The following is a 21,539-nucleotide window of genomic DNA, read 5'->3' as shown; positions in this document are numbered from 1 at the left end:
TCTACCTTTGGCGTGTAAGTTCCTCGTTACGTCCTCCGCTCGGGAGGGCGTCGATGAGGCGAGAGGGACACCATGGCGGGCAATCTCACCACCGCGGAGCTGGATGCCGCGATCGATGCGGGAGAGATCGACACGGTCGTCGTCGCCTTCCCCGACGCGCAGGGCCGCCTCGTCGGCAAGCGCGTCGCCGCGCGGTTCTGGCGCGACGAGGTGCAGGGCCACGGTGCCGAGGCGTGCAACTACCTGCTCTCGGTCGACGTCGACCTCAACACCGTCGACGGCTACGCGATGTCGAGCTGGGACAAGGGCTACGGCGACATGCTGCTCGTGCCCGACCTCGACACGCTGCGACGCGTGCCCTGGCAGCCCGGAACCGCGCTGGTGATGGCCGACCTCGCCTGGGAGGACCGCGCCCGCGTGGTGCAGTCGCCCCGCGGCATCCTGAACGCCCAGCGCGAGCGGCTGGCCGAACGCGGCCTGACCGCCTACGCCGGCACCGAGTTGGAGTTCATCGTCTTCGACGACTCGTTCCGCGACGCCTGGGCCAAGGGGTACACGCACCTGACGCCCTCGACCGACTACAACGTCGACTACAACCTGCTCGCCACCACCCGGCTCGAGCCGCTGCTGCGCGACATCCGCGTCGGCATGGACGGGGCCGGCATGTACTGCGAGGGCGTGAAGGGGGAGTGCAACTTCGGTCAGCAGGAGATCGCGTTCCGCTACGCCGAGGCGCTCGAGACCGCCGACAACCACACGATCTACAAGAACGGCGCGAAGGAGATCGCCGACCGCCACGGCAAGTCGCTCACGTTCATGGCCAAGTTCAACGAGCGCGAGGGCAACAGCTGCCACATCCACCTCTCGGTGCGCGGAGACGACGGCGCGGCCGTCATGGCGGGCGACGAGGAGCACGGGTTCAGCCCCCTGATGCAGCACTGGATCGCCGGCATCCTCGCGACCCTCCGCGAGTTCACGCTGTTGTACGCCCCCACCATCAACTCCTACAAGCGCTACGCCAAGGGGTCCTTCGCGCCGACCGGCGTCGCCTGGGGTGTCGACAACCGCACGTGCGCACTGCGCGTGGTCGGTCGCGGCTCATCGCTGCGCGTGGAGAACCGCGTGCCCGGGGGAGACGTGAACCCCTACCTCGCGATCTCGGCGATCATCGCGGGGGGCCTGTACGGCATCGAGAACGAGCTCGAGCTGCCCGCCCCTCTCACCGGCAACGCGTACGCCGCGGGCGTCGACACGCTGCCCACGACCCTGCGCGACGCCGCGAAGCTCTTCTCCGAATCGACGATCGCCCGCGCCGCCTTCGGCGACGGGGTCGTCGAGCACTACCTGAACCAGGCGCGCATCGAGGTCGAGGCCTACGACGCCGCCGTGACCGATTGGGAGCGGGTGCGTGGTTTCGAGCGCCTCTGATCCGAGCAGGACCCCCGTCGTGGGGCTCACCACCTACCTCGAGCGCGCGAAACAGGGAGTCTGGGACGTGCGCGCCTCGTTCCTGCCGCAGCAGTACTTCGACGCCGTGACCGCCTCGGGCGCCAGCGCCGTGCTGCTGCCGCCGCAGCCGCGGCCCGAGCAGGCCGCCGCGGCGGTGCTCGACGGGCTCGACGGGCTGATCCTCACCGGCGGCCTCGACGTGCAGCCCGAGCTCTACGGCGCCGAGCGCCACCCCACGACCGACCCCGCCCGCGCCGACCGCGACGCGTGGGAGATCGCGCTGCTCGCGGGGGCGCGGGAGCGCGGCATCCCGGTCTTCGGCATCTGCCGCGGACTCCAGCTCATCAACGTGGCCATGGGCGGCACGCTGCACCAGCACCTGCCTGAAGCCCTCGGCACCGAGAGGTACCGCGTCGGCGGCGGCGTCTTCGCCGAGAACGTCGTGGAGGTCGATGCCGACACCCGGCTCGCCGGCCTCGTCGGCGCCGGACCCCTCACCGTCCACAGCTACCACCATCAGGGCGTCGACCGCGTCGCCGACGGCCTGCACGTGACCGCGCGCACCGACGACGGACTCGTGCAGGCCGTCGAGGTCGACGGCGACGACTACCTGGTCGCCGTGCAGTGGCATCCGGAGGAGAACGCCGAGGACCGGCGACTCTTCCTCGGACTCGTCGCCGCCGCAGCCCGACACCGGGCCGCCCGTTCCCCCGAGCACCAGAAAGCCACCGCATGAGTTCCTTCACCGTCACCGATCCGTCGACCGGAAAGCCGATCACCACGCTCGAGCGCGCCGACGTCGCCGAGGTGGACGCCGCCGTCGCCGACGCCGTCCGCGCGCAGCGCTCGTGGGCCGCCCTCGCCCCGGTCGCCCGCGCCGATGCGCTCCGCTCGTTCGCGCGCGTCGTCGAGCAGCACGTCGACGAGCTCGCCGCCCTCGAGGTGCGCAACTCCGGACACCCGATCGGCTCGGCCCGGTGGGAGGCCCAGCACGTCGCCCAGGTGCTCAACTACTACGCCGGTTCTCCCGAGCGCCTGATCGGGTCGCAGATCCCGGTCGCGGGCGGGCTCGATGTGACCTACCACGAGCCCTACGGCGTCGTCGGGATCATCGTGCCGTGGAACTTCCCCATGACGATCGCCGCGTGGGGCTTTGCGCCGGCGCTCGCCGCGGGCAACGCCGTCGTGCTGAAGCCGGCCGAGCTCACCCCGCTCACCGCCGTTCGTCTCGGTGAGCTGGCAGTCGAGGCGGGACTCCCCGAGGGACTGTTCCGTGTCGTCGTCGGATCGGGCTCGGTCGTCGGCCAACGCTTCGTCACCCACCCCGACGTGCACAAGGTCGTCTTCACCGGATCGACCGAGGTCGGCACCGAAGTGGCGGCCGGATGCGCCCAGCTGCTCAAGCCCGTCACCCTCGAGCTGGGCGGCAAGAGCGCGAACATCGTCTTCGCCGACGCCGACCTCGAGAAGGCCGCGGCGGGCGTGCCCGGCTCGGTGTTCGACAACGCCGGCCAGGACTGCTGCGCGCGCAGTCGCCTGCTGGTGCAGCGCAGCGTCTTCGACCGATTCCTCGAGATGCTCGAGCCGGCGGTCGCGGCCTGGAAGGTCGGCGATCCCCACGACGAGGCGACGCAGATGGGCCCGCTCATCTCGGCGTCGCACCGCTCGAGCGTGCAGGGCTTCCTCGACGGCGCCGAGGTCGCGTTCCGCGGATCGGCCCCCGAGGGCGACGGCTTCTGGTTCGCCCCCGCCGTGGTGCTCGCCCAGTCGGGCGACCGGATCGCCCGCGACGAGGTGTTCGGCCCCGTGCTGGCCGTGCTGCCGTTCGACGACGAGGCGGATGCCATTCGTCTCGCCAACGACACCGCCTACGGTCTCGCGGGCTCGATCTGGACCGAGAACCTGGGGCGCGGCATCCGGGTGTCCCGTGGGGTGCGCAGCGGGGTGCTGTCGGTGAACTCCCACTCGTCGGTGCGCTACTCCACCCCGTTCGGCGGCATGAAGGCCTCGGGCCTCGGTCGCGAGCTGGGGCCGGATGCCGCCGAGCACTTCACCGAGACGAAGAACGTCTTCTACGCCACCGAGTGACCGCCCCTCTCCCGACCCCGTCCCACGCGTAAGGAACCACAGCTCATGACCATCGACCTCACTCAGCGTCTGCGCGATCGCGTCGCCATCGTCACGGGAGGCGCGAGCGGCATCGGCCTCGCCACCGCCCGTCGCTTCGCCGCCGAAGGCGCGCGCGTCGTGATCGCCGACCTCGATGAGACCACCGGCACGGCGGCCGCCGCCTCGGTCGACGGCGTCTTCCGTCAGGTCAACGTCGCCGACGAAGACTCCGTGAACGCCCTCTTCGACGGCGTGGCCGCCGACCTCGGTAGCGTCGACATCGCCTTCAACAACGCCGGTATCTCGCCCGCGGACGACGACTCGATCGAGACGACCGAGCTGCCCGCGTGGGACAAGGTGCAGGACGTCAACCTGAAGAGCGTGTACCTCTGCTCGCGTGCGGCGCTGCGCCACATGGTGCCGGCGGGTCGCGGGTCGATCATCAACACCGCCTCGTTCGTCGCGCTGCTGGGCTCGGCGACCTCGCAGATCTCGTACACCGCGTCGAAGGGCGGCGTGCTCGCGATGACCCGCGAGCTCGGTGTGCAGTTCGCGCGACAGGGCATCCGCGTCAACGCGCTGTGCCCCGGACCCGTCAACACCCCGCTCCTGCAGGAGCTCTTCGCCAAAGACCCCGAGCGCGCGCAGCGCCGCCTGGTGCACGTGCCGATGGGCCGGTTCGCGGAGCCGGAAGAGATGGCCGCGGCCGTGGCCTTCTTGGCATCCGACGACGCGTCCTTCATCACCGCCACGGCGTTCGTGGTCGACGGCGGTATCACCAACGCCTACGTGACCCCGCTCTGAACCCGACGTGACAGGCTGAGAGGGTGAGCGAGGCGCCCCTGGACGACCTGCGACGGGCCGTCTACCGGCCTGTGCGCACCGGCAACGCGCTCGAAGACACCACGGCGCGCATCGTGCAGACCGTGCGGCTCGGACTCGTCGCGCCGGGGGAGTCGTTGCCCGCCGAGCGCGAGCTCGCCGCCCTCTACGGCGTCAGTCGCGACACCGTGCGCGAAGCGATCCGCGAGCTCGCCGACGCCGGGTGGCTCGAGACGCGACGCGGGCGCTACGGCGGGACCTTCGTCGTCGACCCCGTGCCGCGGCCGTCGGAGCCGGCGGTCGTGTCGGCGCACGAGCTCGCCGACGTCATCGCCCTGCGCGGAGTGCTCGAGCCGGGCGCCGCGTGGGCAGCGGCGGGACGCTCCCTCTCCGCCGACGAACGCGACGTGCTGTGGGCGCGGCACGAAGCCGCCGCGGTCGCCGGGGGAGAGGACTACCGCCGGCTCGACACGCTGCTGCACCTCACGATCGCCGAGCTCGCCGGCATCCCGTCGCTCGTTCCCCTCGTCGCCGACAACCGCGCGCGCGTGAACGCCTGGCTCGACACCTTTCCGCTGCTGCCGCGCAACATCGACCATTCGACCTCGCAGCACGCGGCGATCGTGTCGGCGATCCTCGCGGGACGACCGGATGCCGCCCACGCGGCCATGCGCGATCACCTCGCCGGATCCGAGGCGCTGCTGCGGGGCTTCTTGGCGTAGGGGTTCGTGGGGCGCGGGTCCCGGCGCCCGTGAGGTGCGGTTCGGGGCGGGTTCTGCACGTCGGGGCGGGAATCGTCCGCCCCGAACGACGGAATGCGCCCCGAACCCGCGATGTGGTCGCGGCGCCCGGCGCGATTAGGCTCGGAGGATGGCCGCAGGCAAGAAGCGCAAAGGGAAGAAGCTCGACGTGGACTTCAAGAACACCGCGCTCAGCGACGCCCTGCAGACGCAGGACATGGCCGCGATCGCCTTCGCGCTCCGCCACGGACCGACCGTCGTGCCGCTGATGACCCCGGGCGACGCCGACGACCCTCGCAGTGTCGGCGAGGTGTGGACGTACCGTGATCCGAACACCGGTCAGCTGGCGCTGCTGCTGTTCAGCGACGCGGCGCACAAGCCCGAGACGCTTCCGCCGCACGTGGCCCTGCAGTCGCCGCAGTGGCTGCGCACCTTCCTCGGAACGCATCAGGATGCCATCACGACGGTGTTCATCGACATCGCCGGCCCGCACCCGATCCAGGCATCGCCCGCCGATCTGATCGCCGCGCTCGACGCTTGACGTCCCGGCGGGCTCGCCCTCCGCGTCCGACGGCCGTCTGTTGGCGCTCGGCGCGACCTCGAGCCGCCACGGTCGAGGCGAGCCATCGCGGCCGGTTGCGCACCGGCCGTTCAGCGCTGGGCGTCCACAACACCCGGAGCGGCTCGAGACGCGTCCGGGTGTTCTGCACACTCAGCGGAGTTGGGCGACGCCGGTGCCTGGGGGCGCATCGCCGAGACACCGGCGGGGCGAAAGTTCGCGGGTGAAGGACGCAACTCGCGCGGGTGACCCGCGCGTGCAAGACTCGGGCTATGGAGTACCTGATCGCCGGTGCCGTGTGCGCCGCCGGACTTGTCATCCCCGCCGTGCTGGGGATGACCTCCCCGCACCGCCGTCGCCGGTCGGCTCCTCCCGGCCGCTGAGCCGGGCCCGACTCCTCGGTCGGCTTCCGCGTCGGCGTCTCTTGTTTCGAGTCGACGCGCGACCTCGCTGGACTCGACCGGTCGGCCTTCGAAGCCGGACCCGCGTCAGAACCCCGGTTCGCTGTCGTCGCGCGGCATTCCGCGCACCTGCAGCTCGTTGAGGGCCTGCGCGAGCTTGCGGGATGAGGAGTCGAGCACCGTGTGGTACCCGAGGCGCTTCGCCTCGGACGCCCGCTGGGCGGCCTGGGTGACGTTGCGGATCTCGCCCGTGAGGGTGAGTTCGCCGATCGCGGCGAGACGCTTCGACACCTTGCGGTTCTTCACGGCGTTGGCGACGGCGATCGCGATGGCGAGGTCGGCGGCGGGCTCGACCAGACGCACTCCGCCGACGGTCGAGACGTAGACGTCGCGGTCGGAGAGCGTCAGCCCCATACGGCTCTCGAGCACCGCGAGCACCATCGCCACGCGCGAGGAATCGACGCCGTTGACGATACGGCGCGGGTTTGGAGCGGTCTGGCGTACCGCCAAGGCCTGGATCTCGACGGGCAGGGCCCGCCGGCCCTCCATCGCGATGGTGACGCACGTGCCGGGTTCGGGCTCGCCGTGACCGAGGAACAGGGCGCTGGGGTCGGCGACCTCGGCGATGCCGGTGCCCGTCATGTCGAAGCAGCCGACCTCGTCAGTCGGCCCGAACCGGTTCTTCAGGGCGCGGACAAAGCGCAGTGAGGTCTGGCGGTCGCCCTCGAAGTGGCAGACGACGTCAACGAGGTGCTCGAGGATGCGGGGGCCCGCGATCGAGCCGTCTTTGGTGACGTGGCCGACCAGGATGATCGGCAGGCCGCGCTCTTTCGCGACGCGGATGAGGGCGGATGCCACCTCGCGCACTTGCGCGGGCTGCCCGGCGGCACCGTCGCTGTGCGCCGACGAGACCGTCTGCACCGAGTCGACGATGAGCAGGCCCGGCTCGACCTGGTCGATGTGGCCGAGGATCGTGGCGAGGTCGGTCTCGGCCGCGAGGAAGAGCTCGTCGTGCAGGGCACCGGTGCGTTCGGCGCGCAGGCGCACCTGCGCCGCGGATTCTTCGCCGCTCGCGTAGAGCACGCGGCGACCCGCGCGGGCGCTCTGGGCGGCCACCTCGAGCAGCAGCGTCGACTTGCCCACGCCCGGTTCGCCGCTGAGCAGGATGGCGGCGCCGGGGACGATGCCGCCGCCCAGCACGCGGTCGAACTCGCCGACCCCGCTCGTGCGACGCGGGGCGTCTTGCGTGTCGATCTCGGTGATGCGGCGCGCGACGCGACCGGCCCCGGGGGTGACCGGCGTGATCGAACGGACGATGCCCGTCTGCTCCGCCGCCTCGACGACGGTTCCCCACGACTGGCACTCGCCGCAGCGCCCGACCCACTTCACCGTCGTCCATCCGCACTCGGTGCACCGGTAGGGCGCGGGGGCTGCAGCGGGACGTCGGGATGCCATGTGCTCAGGCTACGCGGGGCCTCCGACATCGCTCGTCGCCGGGGTCATGGCATCCGGGATCTGCCCCTCTTCGCACGCATGGGGCGTGCGGGGTCGACGCGAGGGAAAGCGCGGAATCAGTCGCGCAGCGACTCGGCGACGGTCGTCAGCGCGTCGGCGGAGCGGCGCAGCAGCGTCAGCTCGTCGGCCGAGAACGGCGTCGCCGCCAGGGGCACGGCGCCGCGCGCCGAGACGATCGAGGGGACCGACAACGCCGTGCCGCTGATGCCGTGGAAGTCGTCGAGCACCGTGCTGACGGGCAGGATGGCGTGCTCGTCGCGCAGGACGGCTTCGACGATGCGGGCGCTGGAAAGGCCGATGGCGTAGTTGGTCGCGCCCTTGCCCTTGATGACCTTGTAGGCGGCGTCGCGCACGTCGACGGCGATCGCGTCGAGCTCGGCCTTGTCGAAGCGGGTGCCGTCGGGCAGCTCGAACTGGGTGATGGGGACCGAGCCGATCGTCGCCGTCGACCACAGCGGGAACTCCGTGTCGCCGTGCTCGCCGACGATCCAGGCGTGGACGCTCGAGGTCGCGACCCCGGCGCGCTGGGCGATCTTCCACCGCAGGCGCGAAGTGTCGAGCACGGTTCCGGAGGCGAAGATGCGGGATGCCGGGAGCCCGGTCGACTGCTGGGCGAGCACCGTCAGCACGTCGCACGGGTTCGTGACGATGACGTACACGGCGTTCGGGGCGACCTCAAGGAGCCTCGGCATCATGTCGCCGATGATGCGCGCGTTCGTGGCGGCCAGCTCGGTGCGCGTCTGCCCGGGGTTCTGCTTCGCGCCGGCGGTGATGACGACGACGTGCGACCCCTCGGCGACCGAAACGTCGGCCCCGCCGGTGATGTCGCTCGACCCAGTGAACTGCGTGCCGTGGGCGAGGTCGAGCACCTCGGCCTCGACCTTCTCGGCGGCGATGTCGTACAGGGCGACGTGCCGCGCCGACCCGCGGATGAGGGCGGCGTAGGCGACGCTCGCCCCCACGCTGCCTGCTCCCACGACCGTCAGCTTCGAGTTCTCGATCACGCTCATGGCTCGATCCTGGCAGCGGTCGGGAACCGCTTCCAGTGGCATCGTTCGACGGTGGATGAACGAGGGTCGAGCCGTGCTCCCGCGCCGATTCGCGGCATCCCGGAGAGTGTCGTAAGCTAGTCGGCGGTGACGTGTCCGAGCGGCCGAAGGTGCAACACTCGAAATGTTGTGTAGGTTCACCCCTACCGTGGGTTCAAATCCCACCGTCACCGCCACCACGAAGGCCCCGAATCCTCACGGATGCGGGGCCTTCGTCGTTTCCTCCCCGCAATGTGCGGTCAGACGCGGCCTGCCACGATGAGTCCATGCCCGTCATCGAGTCCCGCTGCGTCGTCCCGGTCGATGCGCGCACGGCGTTCGCCGTCTCGCAGACCACCGGTGAGATCCGCAAGCGATGGGATCCGTTCATCCGACGTCAGTACTTCGTCGACGGCGCGACCGCTCCCGGGAAGGGAGTGCGGACCTACACCGTCCAGCGTTTCGGCTTCCGCATGGAGAGCGAATACGTCTCGTACAACCCGCCGTCGAACGTCGGCATGAAGATGACGAAGGGGTCGTGGTTCTTCGAGCGACTCGCGGGCGGGTGGAAGTTCACGCCCGTCGCCGACGACCCCGGCAGCACGCTCGCGGTCTGGCGGTACAACTTCGCGTGCCGCCCCCGGTGGCTGGCGCCGCTCGCCGAACGGATCGGCACATTCCTGCTCCAGCGCGACATGGATCGGCGCATCCGCGGCTTCGCGCGAGGATGCAGCGACCCGCTCGTGCTGGCGGCTGTGCGCCCTTCACACGCCTGAGGCGACGCCGCTCGCGCTCGCGTCGGCGCGGTCACCCGCCCCGCGGGCTCACACCCGCGGCTGCTGCTGGGTGATGCAGTGGATGCCGCCGCCGCGGTCGAACAGCGGGCGGGCGTCGACCGTCACCACACGCCGGCCGGGGTAGGCGTCGCCGATGATCTCGCGGGCGCGGGCGTCGGCGGACTCCTCGCCGAAGCCGCAGAGCACGACGCCGTCGTTGGTGACGAGGTGGTTGATGTAGCTCCAGTCGACCCACCCCTCGTCGTCGCGGAGGGTGGCGGGGGCGGTCACGCCTGTGATCGTCACCGCGCGGCCGCGCGCGGCGAACGCCTCGGACAGCTCTCGGCGCACGAGCTGCGACACCTCGAAGTCGGGGTGGGCGGCATCCGTCTGTTCGTGCACGAGCACGTGATCCGGTGACGCGAAGGTCGCGACGATGTCGACGTGGCCGTTCGTGCCGAAGTCGTCGTAGTCGCGGGTGAGTCCGCGCGAGAGCCACACGGCATCCGTCGCCCCGATCGTGCGGGCCATCTCGGCCTCGACGCGGGCGCGGTCGGCGAAGGGGTTGCGGCGCGGGTCGAGCTGCACGGTCTCGGTGAGGAGCACGGTGCCCGTGCCGTCGACGTGCAGGCCGCCGCCCTCGGCGACGAGCAGCGAGTCGATGCGTTCGGCGCCGAGGTGCTCGGCGACCACGCGCGCGATGCCCGCCGACTTCTGCCACTCCGCCCAGTCGGGTGCACCCCAGCCGTTGAAGATCCAGTCGACCGCCCCGAGCACACCCGGGCGATCGGGGTCGGTGACGAAGGTCGGGCCCACGTCGCGCATCCAGAACTCGTCGAGAGGCGCTTCGACGATCTCGACCTCCGCCGACAGCATGCGCCGGGCGCGCGCGGTCTCGGTGGGGTCGACGACCATCGTCACCGGCTCGAACTGCGCAACCGCGTGGGCGACGTCGGTCCACGCGCGGTAGCCCTCCTCGCGGGCCTCGGCGCCGTCTCCGAGGGTGAAGCCCTCGCGCGGGAAGGCCATCCACGTGCGTTCGTGGGGGGCGGTTTCAGCGGGCATGCGCCACATGGCGTGCTCCTCGAGGGTCGGGGCGGGTCAGAATCCGGTGGTCAAGACGTGATCGAGGGCGTCGACGAAGACGTCGACCGACGCCTGCGTGACCACCAGCGGCGGTTTGATCTTCAGAACGTTCTGGAAGTCGCCGGTGGGCTGCATGATGACGCCCCGCTCGAGCAGGCGGTCGCAGATCGCGGCGGTCTCGGCGGTGGCGGGTTCGAGGGTCTCGCGGTCGCGCACGAACTCGACGCCCAGGTAGAGGCCCGAGCCGTGCACGGTGCCGATGAGGTCGTGCTTCTCGCCGAGTTCCTCGAGGCGTCGCTTGAGGTGGCCGCCGACGACCCGCGCGTTCTCTTGCAGCCTCTCCTGCTCGATCACGTCGAGCACGGCCATGCCGATCGCCGACGACACGGGCGAGCCTCCGGTGGACGAGAAGAAGTACCCCTGCGTGCGGTAGCGGTCGGCGACCTCGCGCCGCGTGATCACGGCGCCGAGGGGGTGGCCTCCGCCGATGGACTTCGCCACCGCGACGATGTCGGGCACCGCCCCCTGCTGCTCGAAGCCCCAGAACCACTTACCCAGCCGCCCGTAGCCGACCTGCACCTCGTCGGCGATCGCGAGCCCGCCGTGGCGGCGGATGGCGGCGTAGACCTCCGTGAGGTAGCCGTCGGGCAGGGCGACTCCGCCGGCGTTGCCGTAGTACGTCTCGGCGATCAGTGCCGCCGGAGGGCGACCGGATGCCGTGAGCTCGTCGATCACCGCGACGGCTTCGGGGGCGTAGTCCACGGCATCCGCCCCCCGGTACTTCCCCCGGTAGGAGTTGGCGGCGTCGACGGTGTGCACCCACGCGGGGCGGGTGGACAGCGCGTTGGGGTTGTCGGCGATCGAGGTCGACACCGCATCGCTGGCGTAGGTCCACCCGTGGTACGCCTCGCGCATCGCGACGATGTCGGGCCGGCCGGTGGCGGCCATCGCCAGGCGGATCGCGAGGTCGGTGGCCTCGGAGCCGGAGTTGACGAAGAACACGGTGTCGAAGCCGTCGGGCAGGGTCGCTGCGATCCGGTCCGCGAAGTCGGTGATCGCGCGGTAGTGGAAGCGCGAGTTGGTGTTCAGCAGGCGCATCTGGCGCGAGCCCGCCGCGACGACGCGGGGGTGCGCGTGACCGACCGAGGCGACGTTGTTCACCATGTCGAGGTAGACGCGGCCGTCGACGTCGATGAGGTGCTCTCGCCATCCGCGCTCGATGCGCGGCGGGGCGGCGTAGTAGTGCTCCTGCACCTCGGCGAGCACCTCGTGGCGTCGGGCGAGGAGGTCGTCGGGGGTCGGGGCGGCGGCGAGAACGCCGATCACGGCGCCGGGGTCGCCGGCCACCTCGCGCCAGGCGTCGGCCAGCGCGCGGGTCGTGCGCAGCGGGGGGACGAGTGCGTCGAGCGGTCGCCGAGCCGAGAGGCGCGTGCGGGCGGGCAGGGTCGTCACGCTCTCGGGGCCTGCCGTCCACACCAGTGCGTCGTCGACCTCGGCCGGGGCCGCGAGCCACACGAGCACGTCGGTCGGCACCGTCTCGGGGGTCGAGGGCAGCGGGTCGGTCGTTCCGGTCAGGCGCGCGCACCAGGCCGGCACCGTCACGACGTCGGCGCCCGCGTCGAGGGCGGCCAGGGCCGCGTCGTCGAGGGTGGCGGCATCGAGCCAGGCGCCCTCGTCGTTCAGCGGCGACTCCGTCGCGGCGTCGAGCTCGACATGACGGCCGAGCGAGAGCACCGGAGCACTGGTCCACGCGGGCTCTTCGGTGCGGGAACGCCCGAGGGCCGCCCGGGTCGCGGCCGTGATCACGGGGATCGGGACGGATGCCGCCTGCTCGAGGATGCGGAACTCGCGGTCGAGCGCGACGCTGGCGTACTCGTTCTCGTCGTCGAGGCGCACCTGTGCGCGGCCGCTGAGCACGAGCACCGCGCCGCGGAGGATGACGAGGGGCCACAGCGCGGTGAGCTCGTCGTCGGTCAGGTCGCGTACCCGGTCGAACGCGCGGATGGCGGGGAAGGCGGTCTCGGGGGTCGCGTCGTCGTGGTGCAGGACCGACGAGACGGTCACCGCGATCTCGCCGACGCGCCACGACGCGCACACGTCGCCGAAGTCGATGACGGCGTCGGGGACCGCGGCGCCGGGGGCGCGCAGCACGTTGTCGTCGGTGACGTCGAAGTGCCCGGCCTGGACGGGGAGCCGATCGCGGACGGGGGCGAGAGCGGCTCGGGCGGCGTCGGCCGCGCGCTGCACGATCGCCCGCACCCCGGCATCCGGTTCGAGGGGGAGCAGGGTGTCGATGACGCGCTCGGCGTGGCGAAGGTCCCACTGCAGCACTCGGGCGCTCGCGGGGTGGGTGAAGTCGGCGAGCGACAGGCTCACCGCCGCCGACAGTGCGCCCATGCTCTCCACCGTCGCGGGGGAGAGGTAGCCCGAGCCCATCAGCGTGCGCCCGGCGATGTTCTCGATCACCCGGGCGTGGATGCGGCCCTGGCTCGACTCCCACCACGTCGACATCGCGCCGCGCGGCCCCTCGACGATGCGCGGGATGCGCACCTGCGGGCTGCGCTCGGCGACGCGTGCCGCCGCGGCATCCTGCATCTCGATCTCGGCCTCGCTGAAGACCGGATTGCTGAGCTTGAGCACGCCGAGCGGCTCGGCCGAACCCCGCGCGAAGACGCGGAAGTTCTGATCCTGCTGACTGCCGAGCGCCTGCACGTCGATGTCGACGCCGAACGTGTCGGCGAACAGGCGCCGCACCTCGTCGTCGGTGAGCGTCGGAGTGGGCAGATCGACCTGGCTGAAGTAGTCGAAGACCGGGGTCGGCGCGATGTCGGTCATGGTGTCCTCGGGCGGTTCGGGTGTCAGAGCGAAGAGTCGGATGCCGTGGCGACGGTGCCGGCGACGGCTCCACCGGCATCGCGGACGGCGATGACGACGAGCGGGCCGTACGGCGCGACCCACTCGCTCACGGCCTCACCGTACAAGTCGGGTGAGACCTCGGCCACGCCGCTCACGCGGTCGCCGTCCACCCGGGCGGGCACGCGCACCCCGTCGACGAAGAGCGCGACGTCGACCGCCGTTCCCCCGGCCACGATGGCCGTGACGCTCACGCGCTCGCCGTCGCGCACGACATCGTCGACGGCGACCGACAGATCGCCCTCGGCCGCCGGGCGCGGGTCGGCGAACAACGCCTCGTCGGGCAGGGCGGGGGTGCGCGGCGGCGTCGTGCGGCGCTCGCCGAGGGCCGCGATCGCCTGGGCAAGCTGCACGAGGCGGGTGTCGCTGTAGGCGGGACCGGCGAGGGTCAGGCCCACCGGCATCCGGGTGTCGGTCATCGTGCCCATCGGCACGGTGACGGTGGGGATGCCGAGGTGGCGGGGGACCAGGTTGCCGTTCGAGACCCACACGCCGTTGCGCCACGCGATGTCGGCCGAGGCGGGGTTCACGTCGGCATCGGCGGGGCCCACGTCGGCCTGCGTGGGGAAGGCGACCGCGTCGATGCCCTCGGCCCGCATCCACTCCTCGAAGTCGACGCGGCGGGTGTGCTCGAGGCCGCGCAGTCCCGCTTCGAGGCTCGGCACGTCGCGCCAGTCGGGGTTCCACTGCTGCGCACGGTCGACGTACTCGCCGATGTCGTACGAGATGTCGTAGTGCCAGATGCCATAGCGGTCGGGAAGCGCTCCCGGCGGGTGCGGGAAGATCAGCGCCGCCTCGGCATCGGCGAGGCGGGGGAGCCGCGGGTCGGCGTTCGTGCGCAGGAACGTGTCCATCGCCCACACCGCGAGATCGCCCACCTCGTCGTCGAGGAAGGTGCGCGTCACGAATCCGCGGTCGAGGAAGTCCTCGTCGCCCGCGTGCAGCTTCTCGTAGCGCTCGACGACGGGGAAGGCGGTCTCGACGACCTCGGCACCCGCGGCTTCGAGGTCGGCGCGCAGGTCGTTCCAGAGGGCCATCACGCTGTCGCGCGTGACGATGGGGGAGGCGTTGTCGGGGTCGCCGTTGACGTAGATGCGCGGCACGGCGAGGCGCAGGCCCGCGAGCGGGAGGGGCTCGAGCGCCGCGAACGAGGTGGGGCGCACGTCCGAGGGACGCGGCAGCTCGATGAACGGCTGCGTGCGCCACAGGTCGCCCTCGGTCTCGGCGTCGTCGACGACGACCGCGTCGAGCACGAGCTGCAGGTCGCTGATCGTGCGCGTGTGCGGTACGACGACGTCCATGGTCGGCACCAGCGGCCAGTTCCCGCGCACCGAGATCATCCCGCGCGAGGGCGTGTAGGCCACGAGGGCGTTGTGCGAGGCGGGCGCGCGACCCGACGACCAGGTCTCTTCGCCGAGCCCGAACGCGCAGAAGCTGGCCGCGGTGGCGGTGCCTGATCCGTTGGACGAGCCGGAGCCGAAGGCGGATGCCAGGTAGTCGCCGTTGTAGGGCGATTCGGCGCGGCCGTACACCCCGCGCTGCATGCCGCCGGCGGCCATGGGCGGCATGTTCGTCAGGCCCAGGAACACGGCGCCGGCCGCGCGCAGGCGCTCGACGGCGAAGGCGTCGTCGCCGGCGATCAGGTCGCGGAAGGCGGGGGATCCGGATGCCACGGGCAGGCCCTCGACGCGGTAGCTGTCCTTCGCGGTGAAGGGGATGCCGTCGAGCGGGCCCCGTGTGCGTCCCTGTGCGCGGCGCAGGTCGGAGGCGCGTGCCGCGGCGAACGCACGGGGGTCGAGCACCGGCACGCTGTTGAGGCGGATGCCGGAGCGGTCGTACGCCGCGATGCGGTTGAGGTAGCGCGCGACGAGCTCGACGCTCGTGATGCGACCGGCGTCGAGGGCGTGGCGCAGGCTGTCGATGTCGGCGTCGACGACGGTGAGTGCCTCGGAAGTCATGGCGAAAACCTACACTGTTTGTTTTACGGTTTCGAGAAGAATCTGCACGAGAAGTGTTTCGCCTGCTCTCGGCAATGGCTAGCCCGAATCACCCCCTTCCTGAGACGATTCGCGGATGGATGCCACCACCGACGAGCCCGCGATCCTGCCCGATCGACCGACGTCCGACGCGCGCCGTCCCATCGCCCTGATCGTGGGAGTGATCGCGGCGGTGCTGTTCGTGGCACTGCGCCTGGCCGTCGAGCTCGACGGCGGGGCGCCGCTGGCGTTCGATCAGTGGTGGGACGACGCGATGGCCGCCCTGGCCAACCCCGTCCTGGTGATCATCGCGTGGATCCCGGCCACCGTCGGCGGCACGATCGGCATGATCGTCATCGGCGTCTCGACCACCATCGTGTTCCTCCTGATCAAGCGCCCCTGGGACGCCCTCAACGTCGCGGGGGCGATCGCCCTCGTCGTGCTGATCGGTGCTCCGCTCGCGTCCGTGATCGCACGCGCCCGACCAGCCGACTCGCTCGCCGAGACGCAGGCGACCTCGTTCCCCTCGGGACACACCGCCGTGGCGACGACCATCGCGATCACCCTCGCACTCATCCTGCGCCGCGGGTGGATCTGGGCCGCCGGGGTGGTGTGGGTCCTTCTGATGATGTGGAGTCGCACCTACCTGCACGCGCACTGGCTCTCCGACGTGACGGCGGGCTTGCTCGAGGGCGTCGCCGTGTCGACGTTGGTGTGGGCGCTCGTCGAAGTATGGAGAGTGCGTCGCGCGCAACGGGTGGTCGACGCGGCTTCCTGAGCGCTATCGTGCCCGAATGACTTCCGCCTCCGCCTCCGCTTCCGCCGCCGCCGACAAAGCGCAGGATTCCACCGCCTTCCGAGTGGCGGCGCGCATCGGCTACGTGGTGCTGGGGCTGCTGCACCTGCTGATCGGGGTGATCGCGATCTCGATCGCCACCGGCAGCGGCGGCGACACCGCCGATCAGAGCGGGGCGCTGGGTCAGGTCGCGAAGGCACCGGCCGGAATGCTGCTGCTGTGGGTCATCGTGATCGGTCTCGCGGCCCTCGCGGTCTGGCAGATCGCCGAAGCCGTCGCCGAGCGCGACCCCGACACCAAGAAGCGATGGGCCCACCGCGCGAAGGACGTCGGAACCGCCGTCGCCTATGCGGCGATCGCCGTCACCGCCTTCACGGTGGTCTCGGGCGGGAGCTCCGACTCGGGGGAGCAGTCGCGGACCATGAGCGCGCAGTTGATGGCGACGCCCGCCGGCGTCGTGGTCCTGGTGGTCATCGGACTCGCGGTGGCCGTGATCGGCGTCGCCTTCATCGTCCGCGGAATCACCAAGGCCTTCATGAAGAACATCTCGAGCCCCGGCGGGACCGCGGGGCGCGGCATCCGGACCTTCGGCATGGTGGGTTACATCGCCAAGGGCATCGCGATCGGTGTCGCGGGAATCCTGTTCCTCGTCGCGGCCTTCGCGCACGACCCGAACGCCGCGGGCGGTCTCGACGCGGCGCTGCGCTCGCTGGCCGGGCTGCCGTTCGGTCAGATCGTGCTCTGGCTCGTGGGCGCCGGTCTCGTCGTGTACGGGCTGTTCTGCTTCGCCCGCGCGCGCTACGCGCGCATGTGAGCCGGGCTCACACGGAAGGGCGGGGACGCGCTCCCGCGATGAGCAGCGACAGGCCGAGCTCGAACGCGCGCGTGGCCACCGGGTCGGCCGGGTCGTGGCTCGAGAGCGTGGCGTAGGCGGCCGCGAAGCGGGGGACGTCCTGCTCCTGCCCCGACGGGTCGAACATGACCGAGGGGCCGGTCATGTCGAGCACGCTGCCGATGATGAACGACTCGAAGGCCGTCAGCAGCGGAAGGATGTCGTCGCTCGACCAGCCGACGCGTTCCGCGGCGATCGCGAAGTCCTCGTACTGCGACATCAGCAGGGGGGCCGACGAGCTCTGCGACATCAGCAGGGGGATGGTCTTCGGATGCCGGCGGAAGGCGTCGCGATAGGAGCGCGCCCACAGCAGCAGGCCCTCCTCCCATTCGCGTTCGCGCAGGTATGAGGAATCGATGCGCGCCGACACGAGCGCGCGGACGTCTTCGACGAGCGCGGCGAGATTCGGCACGTGGTTGTAGAGCGAGGTCGGGTGCACCTTGAGGCGGTCGGCGACGCGGCGGATGCTCGCCCCTTGGCTGCCGTCGCGGTCGATGAGGGCGAGCGCGGCACGGGCGATCGCGTCGCGCGAGAGCTTGGGCTGGGTCGGCCGGGGCACGGCGGGGCCTTTCGGTGGGGTTCGACCACGCTACGCGATGCGGTGTGTTTCGAACGTGTAAGGCGTTCGTGACGAGTCGGCGAAACGGCCGGGAGCGGGGAAGAACTCGTCGTAGCGTTCAAGAAACCTACGCTGTATGTTTCTCACAGCGTGGGTCACGAGGAGGTTTTCCATGGCGATCGTCGTCTTCACCGGCGGGACGATTCGGGTCGACGGGCAGCAGCCCGACATCGACCGTCTCGTCGTCGTCGACGGTGTCGTGGTCGACGACGCGCATCCCGTCCCCTCCGACGCCGAGCACGTCGACCTCGACGGCGGGCTGCTGCTGCCCGCCTTCGGCGACGGTCACGCGCACCCGCTGCTGGCCGGTCGCGAGCGCACCGGACCCGCCCTGCGCGACGCCGCCCGTGTGGCCGAGATCGTCGAGCGCGTGCGGGAGTGGGCCGCGGCATCCGACGCCGCATGGCTCGTCGGCGGCAGCTACGACGCGACGATCGTCGAGGGCGGCCTGTTCGACGCGCGCTGGCTCGACGACGCCGTGCCCGACCGCCCCGTCGTGCTGCACGCCTGGGATTACCACACCGTCTGGGTCAACTCCGCGGCGCTGCGTGCCGCAGGAGTCGACGCCGACACCCCCGACCCCGAGCTCGGCCGCATCGTGCGTCGGGCCGACGGATCGCCCTCGGGGACCCTGATCGAGCGTCCGGCGATCGACCTCGTGCTCGACCACGCTCCGCGTCCCTCGCTCGCCGCCGACGTCGAGGCGCTCGCCGCCGCCACCGCCGCCCTCGCCGCACACGGCATCGCCTGGGTGCAGGAGGCATGGACCGAGACGCCCGACGTGCCGACGTGGATCGCCGCCGCGCGCGCCGGACGCCTCGCGGTCGACGTCGACCTCGCGCTGCGCGCCGACCCCACCCGCTGGCCCGCTCAGCTCGACGAGCTGCGGGAGACGGCCGCGCAGGTGTCGGCCGCGCCCGGGCTGACCTGCCGCACCGTGAAGTTCTTCGTCGACGGCATCCTCGAGAACCACACGGCGCACCTGCTCGAGTGCTATCACGACGCCCGCACCCGCGGCCTGCCCAACTGGCGGCCCGATCAGCTCGTCGACGCCGTCGCCGCGTGCGACTCCGCGGGCTTCGACGTGCATCTCCACGCCATCGGCGACGCCGCCGTGCGCGCCGCCCTGGATGCGGCGGAGGGCATCCGCGAGAGCCTGCGGCGCGGCCGACGGCTGACCATCGCGCACGCGCAGGTGGTCGACCCCGCCGACCTGCCCCGCCTCGCCGACCTCGACGTGACGTTCTGCTTCCAGCCGCAGTGGGCGATGGCCGACGACGTCATGACCGAGCTCACCCTCCCGCGCCTCGGCCCCCACCGCGAGCGGCAGTACCGCATGCGTGCGGCCCGCGACGCGGGAGCGCGCCTCAGCTTCGGCAGCGACTGGCCCGTCACCTCGCCCGACGTCCTGGTGGGGCTGCGCACAGCCGTCACCCGGCAGGACGCCGACGGCCGACCCGCCGGAGGCTGGCAGCCCGACGAACGACTCACCCTCTCCGAAGCCATCGACGCCGCCACGAGCGGCGTGGCCCATCAGGCCGGCGACCATGCCACCCGCGGGACCCTGCGTCCCGGCATGCGAGCCGACCTCGTCTGGCTCGACCGCGACGTGCGCCGCGGCCCCGCCGACCGCATCGCCGACGCCCGAATCCGGGGCACCTGGCGACGCGGCATCCGCACCTATACGGCGCCGGTCCCCGAACCCGCCGCCGTCTGACCCGAACAGGAAAGCGCGTGACCTCCACCGACACCTCGCTGCGGCGAGTCATGGGAGTTCCCTCCCTCGTCATCTTCGGCTTGGCGTACATGGTGCCCCTCACCGTGTTCACGACCTACGGCCTCGTCGCCGTCACCACGGGCGGCCACGTGCCGACCGCCTACCTCGTCACCCTCGTGGCGATGCTCTTCACGGCGTTCAGCTACGCCGCCCTCGTGAAGGCGTTCCCGCGCGCCGGAAGCGCCTACACGTACGCCCGCCGCGCGTTCGGCGGCACGGTCGGCTTCCTCACCGGCTGGTCGCTCATGATCGACTACCTGCTGCTGCCGCTGATCAACTACGTGCTGATCGGCATCTACCTCAACGCCCAGCTGCCGGGGATCCCGCCGTGGGTGTTCGCCCTGGCCGGCGTGCTGTTGATCACGGGCCTGAACATCGTCGGCGTCACGGTCGTGCGCAACGCGAACCTCGTGCTCGTGGGCCTGCAGCTCGTCTTCGCCGCGGTGTTCGTCGTGTGCGCGGTGCTGCACGTGCTGCAGAACCCGGGCGTCTCGCTGCTGCAGCCGCTGTACGACGCGGGCCTCACCTTCCCGGGGCTCCTGGCGGGCGCGGCGATGCTGGCGCTGTCGTTCCTCGGATTCGATGCGATCTCGACGATGTCCGAAGAGGCGCGCGACCCCGAGCGCACCGTGCCGCGGGCGATCATCCTCACCACCGTCATCGGCGGGCTCATCTTCACCGTCATCGCCTACGTGTCGACGCTGGTGATCCCGAACGTGGCCGACATCGAGAATCCGGATGCCGCGGCCAACCAGATCATGGAGCTGTCGGCGGGCCGCTGGCTCGAGGTCTTCTTCCTCGTCGCCTACATCGCCGGCTGCATCGCGGCGGCCCTCGCCTCGCAGGCGAGCGTCTCGCGCATCCTCTTCGCGATGGGCCGCGACGGCGTGCTCCCGCGCTTCTTCGCCCGGCTCAGCACGAGGTACCGCACGCCGATCGGTGCGGCGATCTTCGTCGGCGTCGTCTCTCTCGCCGCGCTCTTCGCCGACCTGAACACCGTGGCATCCCTCATCAGCTTCGGCGCGCTCGCCGCGTTCTCGCTGGTCAACCTCTCGGTCGTGAAGCACTTCCTCATCGACGAGCGTCGTCGCGGAGGCGCGGCGATCTTCCGGTACGGGGTGCTGCCGGGCCTGGGCTTCGCGCTGACCGCGTGGCTGTGGTTCAGCCTGTCGCCCCTCGCCCTGACCGTGGGGCTCGTCTGGATCGGTGTGGGCGTGGTCTGGCTGGCGGTGCTCACCCGCGGCTTCCGCCGTCGCGCGCCCGAGGTGGAGTTCGACGACGAGGCGCCCGCGCCCGAGCGGGTCGTCGCCTGAGCGCGGCCGCCGCGGCGCCCACGGGCATCGCGGCGGCCGAGCCGTGCTCAGGTCATACCGCCCGTGCGCACCGGTTCGCCGGGACCGTAGCGCAGGGCGATCGCGCCGGCGCTGCCCGCGACCGGCGGCTCGAGCAGCGTGAGACCGTGCGCCCCGCCCTCCGCGGGGAACAGGCGTTTGCCGGCGCCGAGCACGATCGGATACATCCACAGGTTGAGCACGTCGAAAAGCCCCTCGGCCACGAGGGTGCGGGCGAAGTCGATGCTCCCCACCACGTGCACGTCGGCGTGGTCCGTGCGGAGCCGCGCGATCTCGGCGGGCAGGTCGTCGCCGAGGCGGTGCGAGTTCTCCCACGGCAGATCGGGGGCGCCGCGCGTGGCGACGTACTTCGGGACGGCGTTGAAGATGCGCGCGATCTCTCCGACCGGACCGTCGGCGTCGAACCGCGGCCAGTACGCCGCGAAGATGTCGTAGGTGCGGCGCCCCAGCAGGAGGGCGTCCATTCCCCGGATGCCGGCGATGACCCTCTCGCCGACCACGTCGTCTTCGAGCGGCGCCTGCCACCCGCCGTAGGCGAACCCTCCGGAGGGGTCTTCGTCGGGGCCGCCCGGAGCCTGCATCACGCCGTCGAGCGTGCTGAACAGGTCGATCTGCACTCGTCCGGTCCGATCGGTCATGACCCACTCCCTCGTGTCCCTCGCGGGTCACCGACCCGCGGACTCATGCTCGTCCCGCGCGTCGGCCCGGTCAACACCCCGACCGATCCGC

17 protein-coding genes, 1 tRNA gene and 1 pseudogene are annotated in these 21,539 nt (G+C 71.4%); 12 read left to right on the top strand and 7 right to left on the bottom strand.

Translation table 11 applies throughout. The features are described from left to right. The first annotated feature begins 72 nt into the window (after window positions 1-72). From ABXS86_RS08535 to ABXS86_RS08510, 6 genes are all read left to right on the top strand, one after another. Complete coding sequence (locus ABXS86_RS08535; RefSeq protein ID WP_353664139.1) at window positions 73-1,428, top strand: glutamine synthetase family protein; 1,356 nt, start codon at window positions 73-75, stop codon at window positions 1,426-1,428. Further along, on the top strand, window positions 1,409-2,185 hold the full coding sequence (locus ABXS86_RS08530; protein WP_307208895.1) for a gamma-glutamyl-gamma-aminobutyrate hydrolase family protein: 777 nt from the start codon (window positions 1,409-1,411) through the stop codon (window positions 2,183-2,185). The genes ABXS86_RS08535 and ABXS86_RS08530 overlap by 20 nt, the downstream gene beginning before the upstream one ends. After that, the gene (locus ABXS86_RS08525; RefSeq protein ID WP_353664138.1) at window positions 2,182-3,537 is read left to right on the top strand and encodes an aldehyde dehydrogenase family protein; all 1,356 of its coding nucleotides are present in this window, start codon (window positions 2,182-2,184) and stop codon (window positions 3,535-3,537) included. Before ABXS86_RS08530 ends, ABXS86_RS08525 begins: the two co-directional genes overlap by 4 nt. A gap of 45 nt (window positions 3,538-3,582) precedes the next feature. After that, entirely contained in the window at window positions 3,583-4,362 is a 780-nt protein-coding gene (locus ABXS86_RS08520; RefSeq protein WP_251505998.1) for a 3-oxoacyl-ACP reductase, read from the top strand. A gap of 23 nt (window positions 4,363-4,385) precedes the next feature. Next, window positions 4,386-5,102 carry a FadR/GntR family transcriptional regulator gene (locus tag ABXS86_RS08515; protein ID WP_307208901.1) on the top strand — a complete coding sequence of 239 codons (717 nt, stop codon included), beginning with the start codon at window positions 4,386-4,388 and terminating at the stop codon, window positions 5,100-5,102. Window positions 5,103-5,250: 148 nt separating this feature from the next. After that, window positions 5,251-5,661, top strand: coding sequence for a dehydrogenase (locus tag ABXS86_RS08510; protein ID WP_353664137.1), 411 nt, complete (start codon window positions 5,251-5,253; stop codon window positions 5,659-5,661). Window positions 5,662-6,167: 506 nt separating this feature from the next. Here ABXS86_RS08510 and radA read toward each other — a convergent pair. Continuing rightward, entirely contained in the window at window positions 6,168-7,535 is a 1,368-nt protein-coding gene (gene radA, locus ABXS86_RS08505) for a DNA repair protein RadA (protein WP_144829999.1), read from the bottom strand. A gap of 116 nt (window positions 7,536-7,651) precedes the next feature. Further along, window positions 7,652-8,605: an L-lactate dehydrogenase gene (locus ABXS86_RS08500; protein WP_353664136.1), complete on the bottom strand. Its 954-nt coding sequence runs from the start codon at window positions 8,603-8,605 to the stop codon at window positions 7,652-7,654. Between the two features lie 125 nt (window positions 8,606-8,730). On the opposite strand from ABXS86_RS08500, the gene ABXS86_RS08495 reads away from it, so the two are divergent. Continuing rightward, a tRNA-Ser gene (locus ABXS86_RS08495) sits at window positions 8,731-8,820 on the top strand. Between the two features lie 90 nt (window positions 8,821-8,910). Continuing rightward, entirely contained in the window at window positions 8,911-9,399 is a 489-nt protein-coding gene (locus tag ABXS86_RS08490; protein ID WP_353664135.1) for an SRPBCC family protein, read from the top strand. A gap of 48 nt (window positions 9,400-9,447) precedes the next feature. Here the strand turns inward: ABXS86_RS08490 and ABXS86_RS08485 are convergent, their stop codons facing one another. From ABXS86_RS08485 to ABXS86_RS08475, 3 genes and pseudogenes are all read right to left on the bottom strand, one after another. Next, window positions 9,448-10,473, bottom strand: a complete 1,026-nt coding sequence (locus ABXS86_RS08485) for an agmatine/peptidylarginine deiminase (protein ID WP_353664134.1) — start codon at window positions 10,471-10,473, stop codon at window positions 9,448-9,450. A 27-nt stretch (window positions 10,474-10,500) separates the two neighbouring features. After that, on the bottom strand, window positions 10,501-13,320 hold the full coding sequence (locus ABXS86_RS08480) for an aminotransferase class III-fold pyridoxal phosphate-dependent enzyme (protein ID WP_353664133.1): 2,820 nt from the start codon (window positions 13,318-13,320) through the stop codon (window positions 10,501-10,503). 362 nt (window positions 13,321-13,682) lie between these two features. Then, window positions 13,683-15,356: pseudogene (locus ABXS86_RS08475) on the bottom strand (amidase); the annotation flags it as partial. Between the two features lie 115 nt (window positions 15,357-15,471). Between ABXS86_RS08475 and ABXS86_RS08470 the strand changes: the two are divergent. Beyond that, on the top strand, window positions 15,472-16,152 hold the full coding sequence (locus ABXS86_RS08470; protein ID WP_307208914.1) for a phosphatase PAP2 family protein: 681 nt from the start codon (window positions 15,472-15,474) through the stop codon (window positions 16,150-16,152). Between the two features lie 16 nt (window positions 16,153-16,168). Continuing rightward, a complete protein-coding gene (locus ABXS86_RS08465; RefSeq protein WP_307208916.1) occupies window positions 16,169-16,984 on the top strand; it encodes a DUF1206 domain-containing protein in 816 nt (271 codons plus the stop codon). A gap of 7 nt (window positions 16,985-16,991) precedes the next feature. Here the strand turns inward: ABXS86_RS08465 and ABXS86_RS08460 are convergent, their stop codons facing one another. Beyond that, a complete protein-coding gene (locus tag ABXS86_RS08460; RefSeq protein WP_353664132.1) occupies window positions 16,992-17,621 on the bottom strand; it encodes a TetR/AcrR family transcriptional regulator in 630 nt (209 codons plus the stop codon). A gap of 172 nt (window positions 17,622-17,793) precedes the next feature. On the opposite strand from ABXS86_RS08460, the gene ABXS86_RS08455 reads away from it, so the two are divergent. Next, entirely contained in the window at window positions 17,794-19,398 is a 1,605-nt protein-coding gene (locus ABXS86_RS08455; protein ID WP_353664131.1) for an amidohydrolase, read from the top strand. 17 nt (window positions 19,399-19,415) lie between these two features. After that, on the top strand, window positions 19,416-20,771 hold the full coding sequence (locus ABXS86_RS08450; RefSeq protein ID WP_307208922.1) for an APC family permease: 1,356 nt from the start codon (window positions 19,416-19,418) through the stop codon (window positions 20,769-20,771). Between the two features lie 47 nt (window positions 20,772-20,818). Here the strand turns inward: ABXS86_RS08450 and ABXS86_RS08445 are convergent, their stop codons facing one another. Continuing rightward, entirely contained in the window at window positions 20,819-21,448 is a 630-nt protein-coding gene (locus ABXS86_RS08445) for a dihydrofolate reductase family protein (protein WP_353664130.1), read from the bottom strand. Window positions 21,449-21,539: the final 91 nt, after the last annotated feature.

This window comes from Microbacterium sp. che218, assembly GCF_040436305.1.
Classification (GTDB): Bacteria; Actinomycetota; Actinomycetes; order Actinomycetales; family Microbacteriaceae; genus Microbacterium; species Microbacterium algihabitans.
The sequence above is the reverse complement of the archived record's forward strand: the minus strand, read 5'-3'. Positions and strand labels throughout refer to the sequence as shown.

What these genes read in the sequence shown, in the direction of transcription:
- ABXS86_RS08535 (WP_353664139.1), top strand. Translation starts at nt 73, where the DNA reads ATGGCGGGCAATCTCACCACCGCGGAGCTGGATGCCGCGATCGATGCG.
- ABXS86_RS08525 (WP_353664138.1), top strand. Translation starts at nt 2,182, where the DNA reads ATGAGTTCCTTCACCGTCACCGATCCGTCGACCGGAAAGCCGATCACC.
- ABXS86_RS08520 (WP_251505998.1), top strand. Translation starts at nt 3,583, where the DNA reads ATGACCATCGACCTCACTCAGCGTCTGCGCGATCGCGTCGCCATCGTC.
- ABXS86_RS08510 (WP_353664137.1), top strand. Translation starts at nt 5,251, where the DNA reads ATGGCCGCAGGCAAGAAGCGCAAAGGGAAGAAGCTCGACGTGGACTTC.
- radA (WP_144829999.1), bottom strand. Translation starts at nt 7,535, where the DNA reads ATGGCATCCCGACGTCCCGCTGCAGCCCCCGCGCCCTACCGGTGCACC.
- ABXS86_RS08500 (WP_353664136.1), bottom strand. Translation starts at nt 8,605, where the DNA reads ATGAGCGTGATCGAGAACTCGAAGCTGACGGTCGTGGGAGCAGGCAGC.
- ABXS86_RS08490 (WP_353664135.1), top strand. Translation starts at nt 8,911, where the DNA reads ATGCCCGTCATCGAGTCCCGCTGCGTCGTCCCGGTCGATGCGCGCACG.
- ABXS86_RS08485 (WP_353664134.1), bottom strand. Translation starts at nt 10,473, where the DNA reads ATGTGGCGCATGCCCGCTGAAACCGCCCCCCACGAACGCACGTGGATG.
- ABXS86_RS08480 (WP_353664133.1), bottom strand. Translation starts at nt 13,320, where the DNA reads ATGACCGACATCGCGCCGACCCCGGTCTTCGACTACTTCAGCCAGGTC.
- ABXS86_RS08470 (WP_307208914.1), top strand. Translation starts at nt 15,472, where the DNA reads ATGGATGCCACCACCGACGAGCCCGCGATCCTGCCCGATCGACCGACG.
- ABXS86_RS08465 (WP_307208916.1), top strand. Translation starts at nt 16,169, where the DNA reads ATGACTTCCGCCTCCGCCTCCGCTTCCGCCGCCGCCGACAAAGCGCAG.
- ABXS86_RS08455 (WP_353664131.1), top strand. Translation starts at nt 17,794, where the DNA reads ATGGCGATCGTCGTCTTCACCGGCGGGACGATTCGGGTCGACGGGCAG.
- ABXS86_RS08445 (WP_353664130.1), bottom strand. Translation starts at nt 21,448, where the DNA reads ATGACCGATCGGACCGGACGAGTGCAGATCGACCTGTTCAGCACGCTC.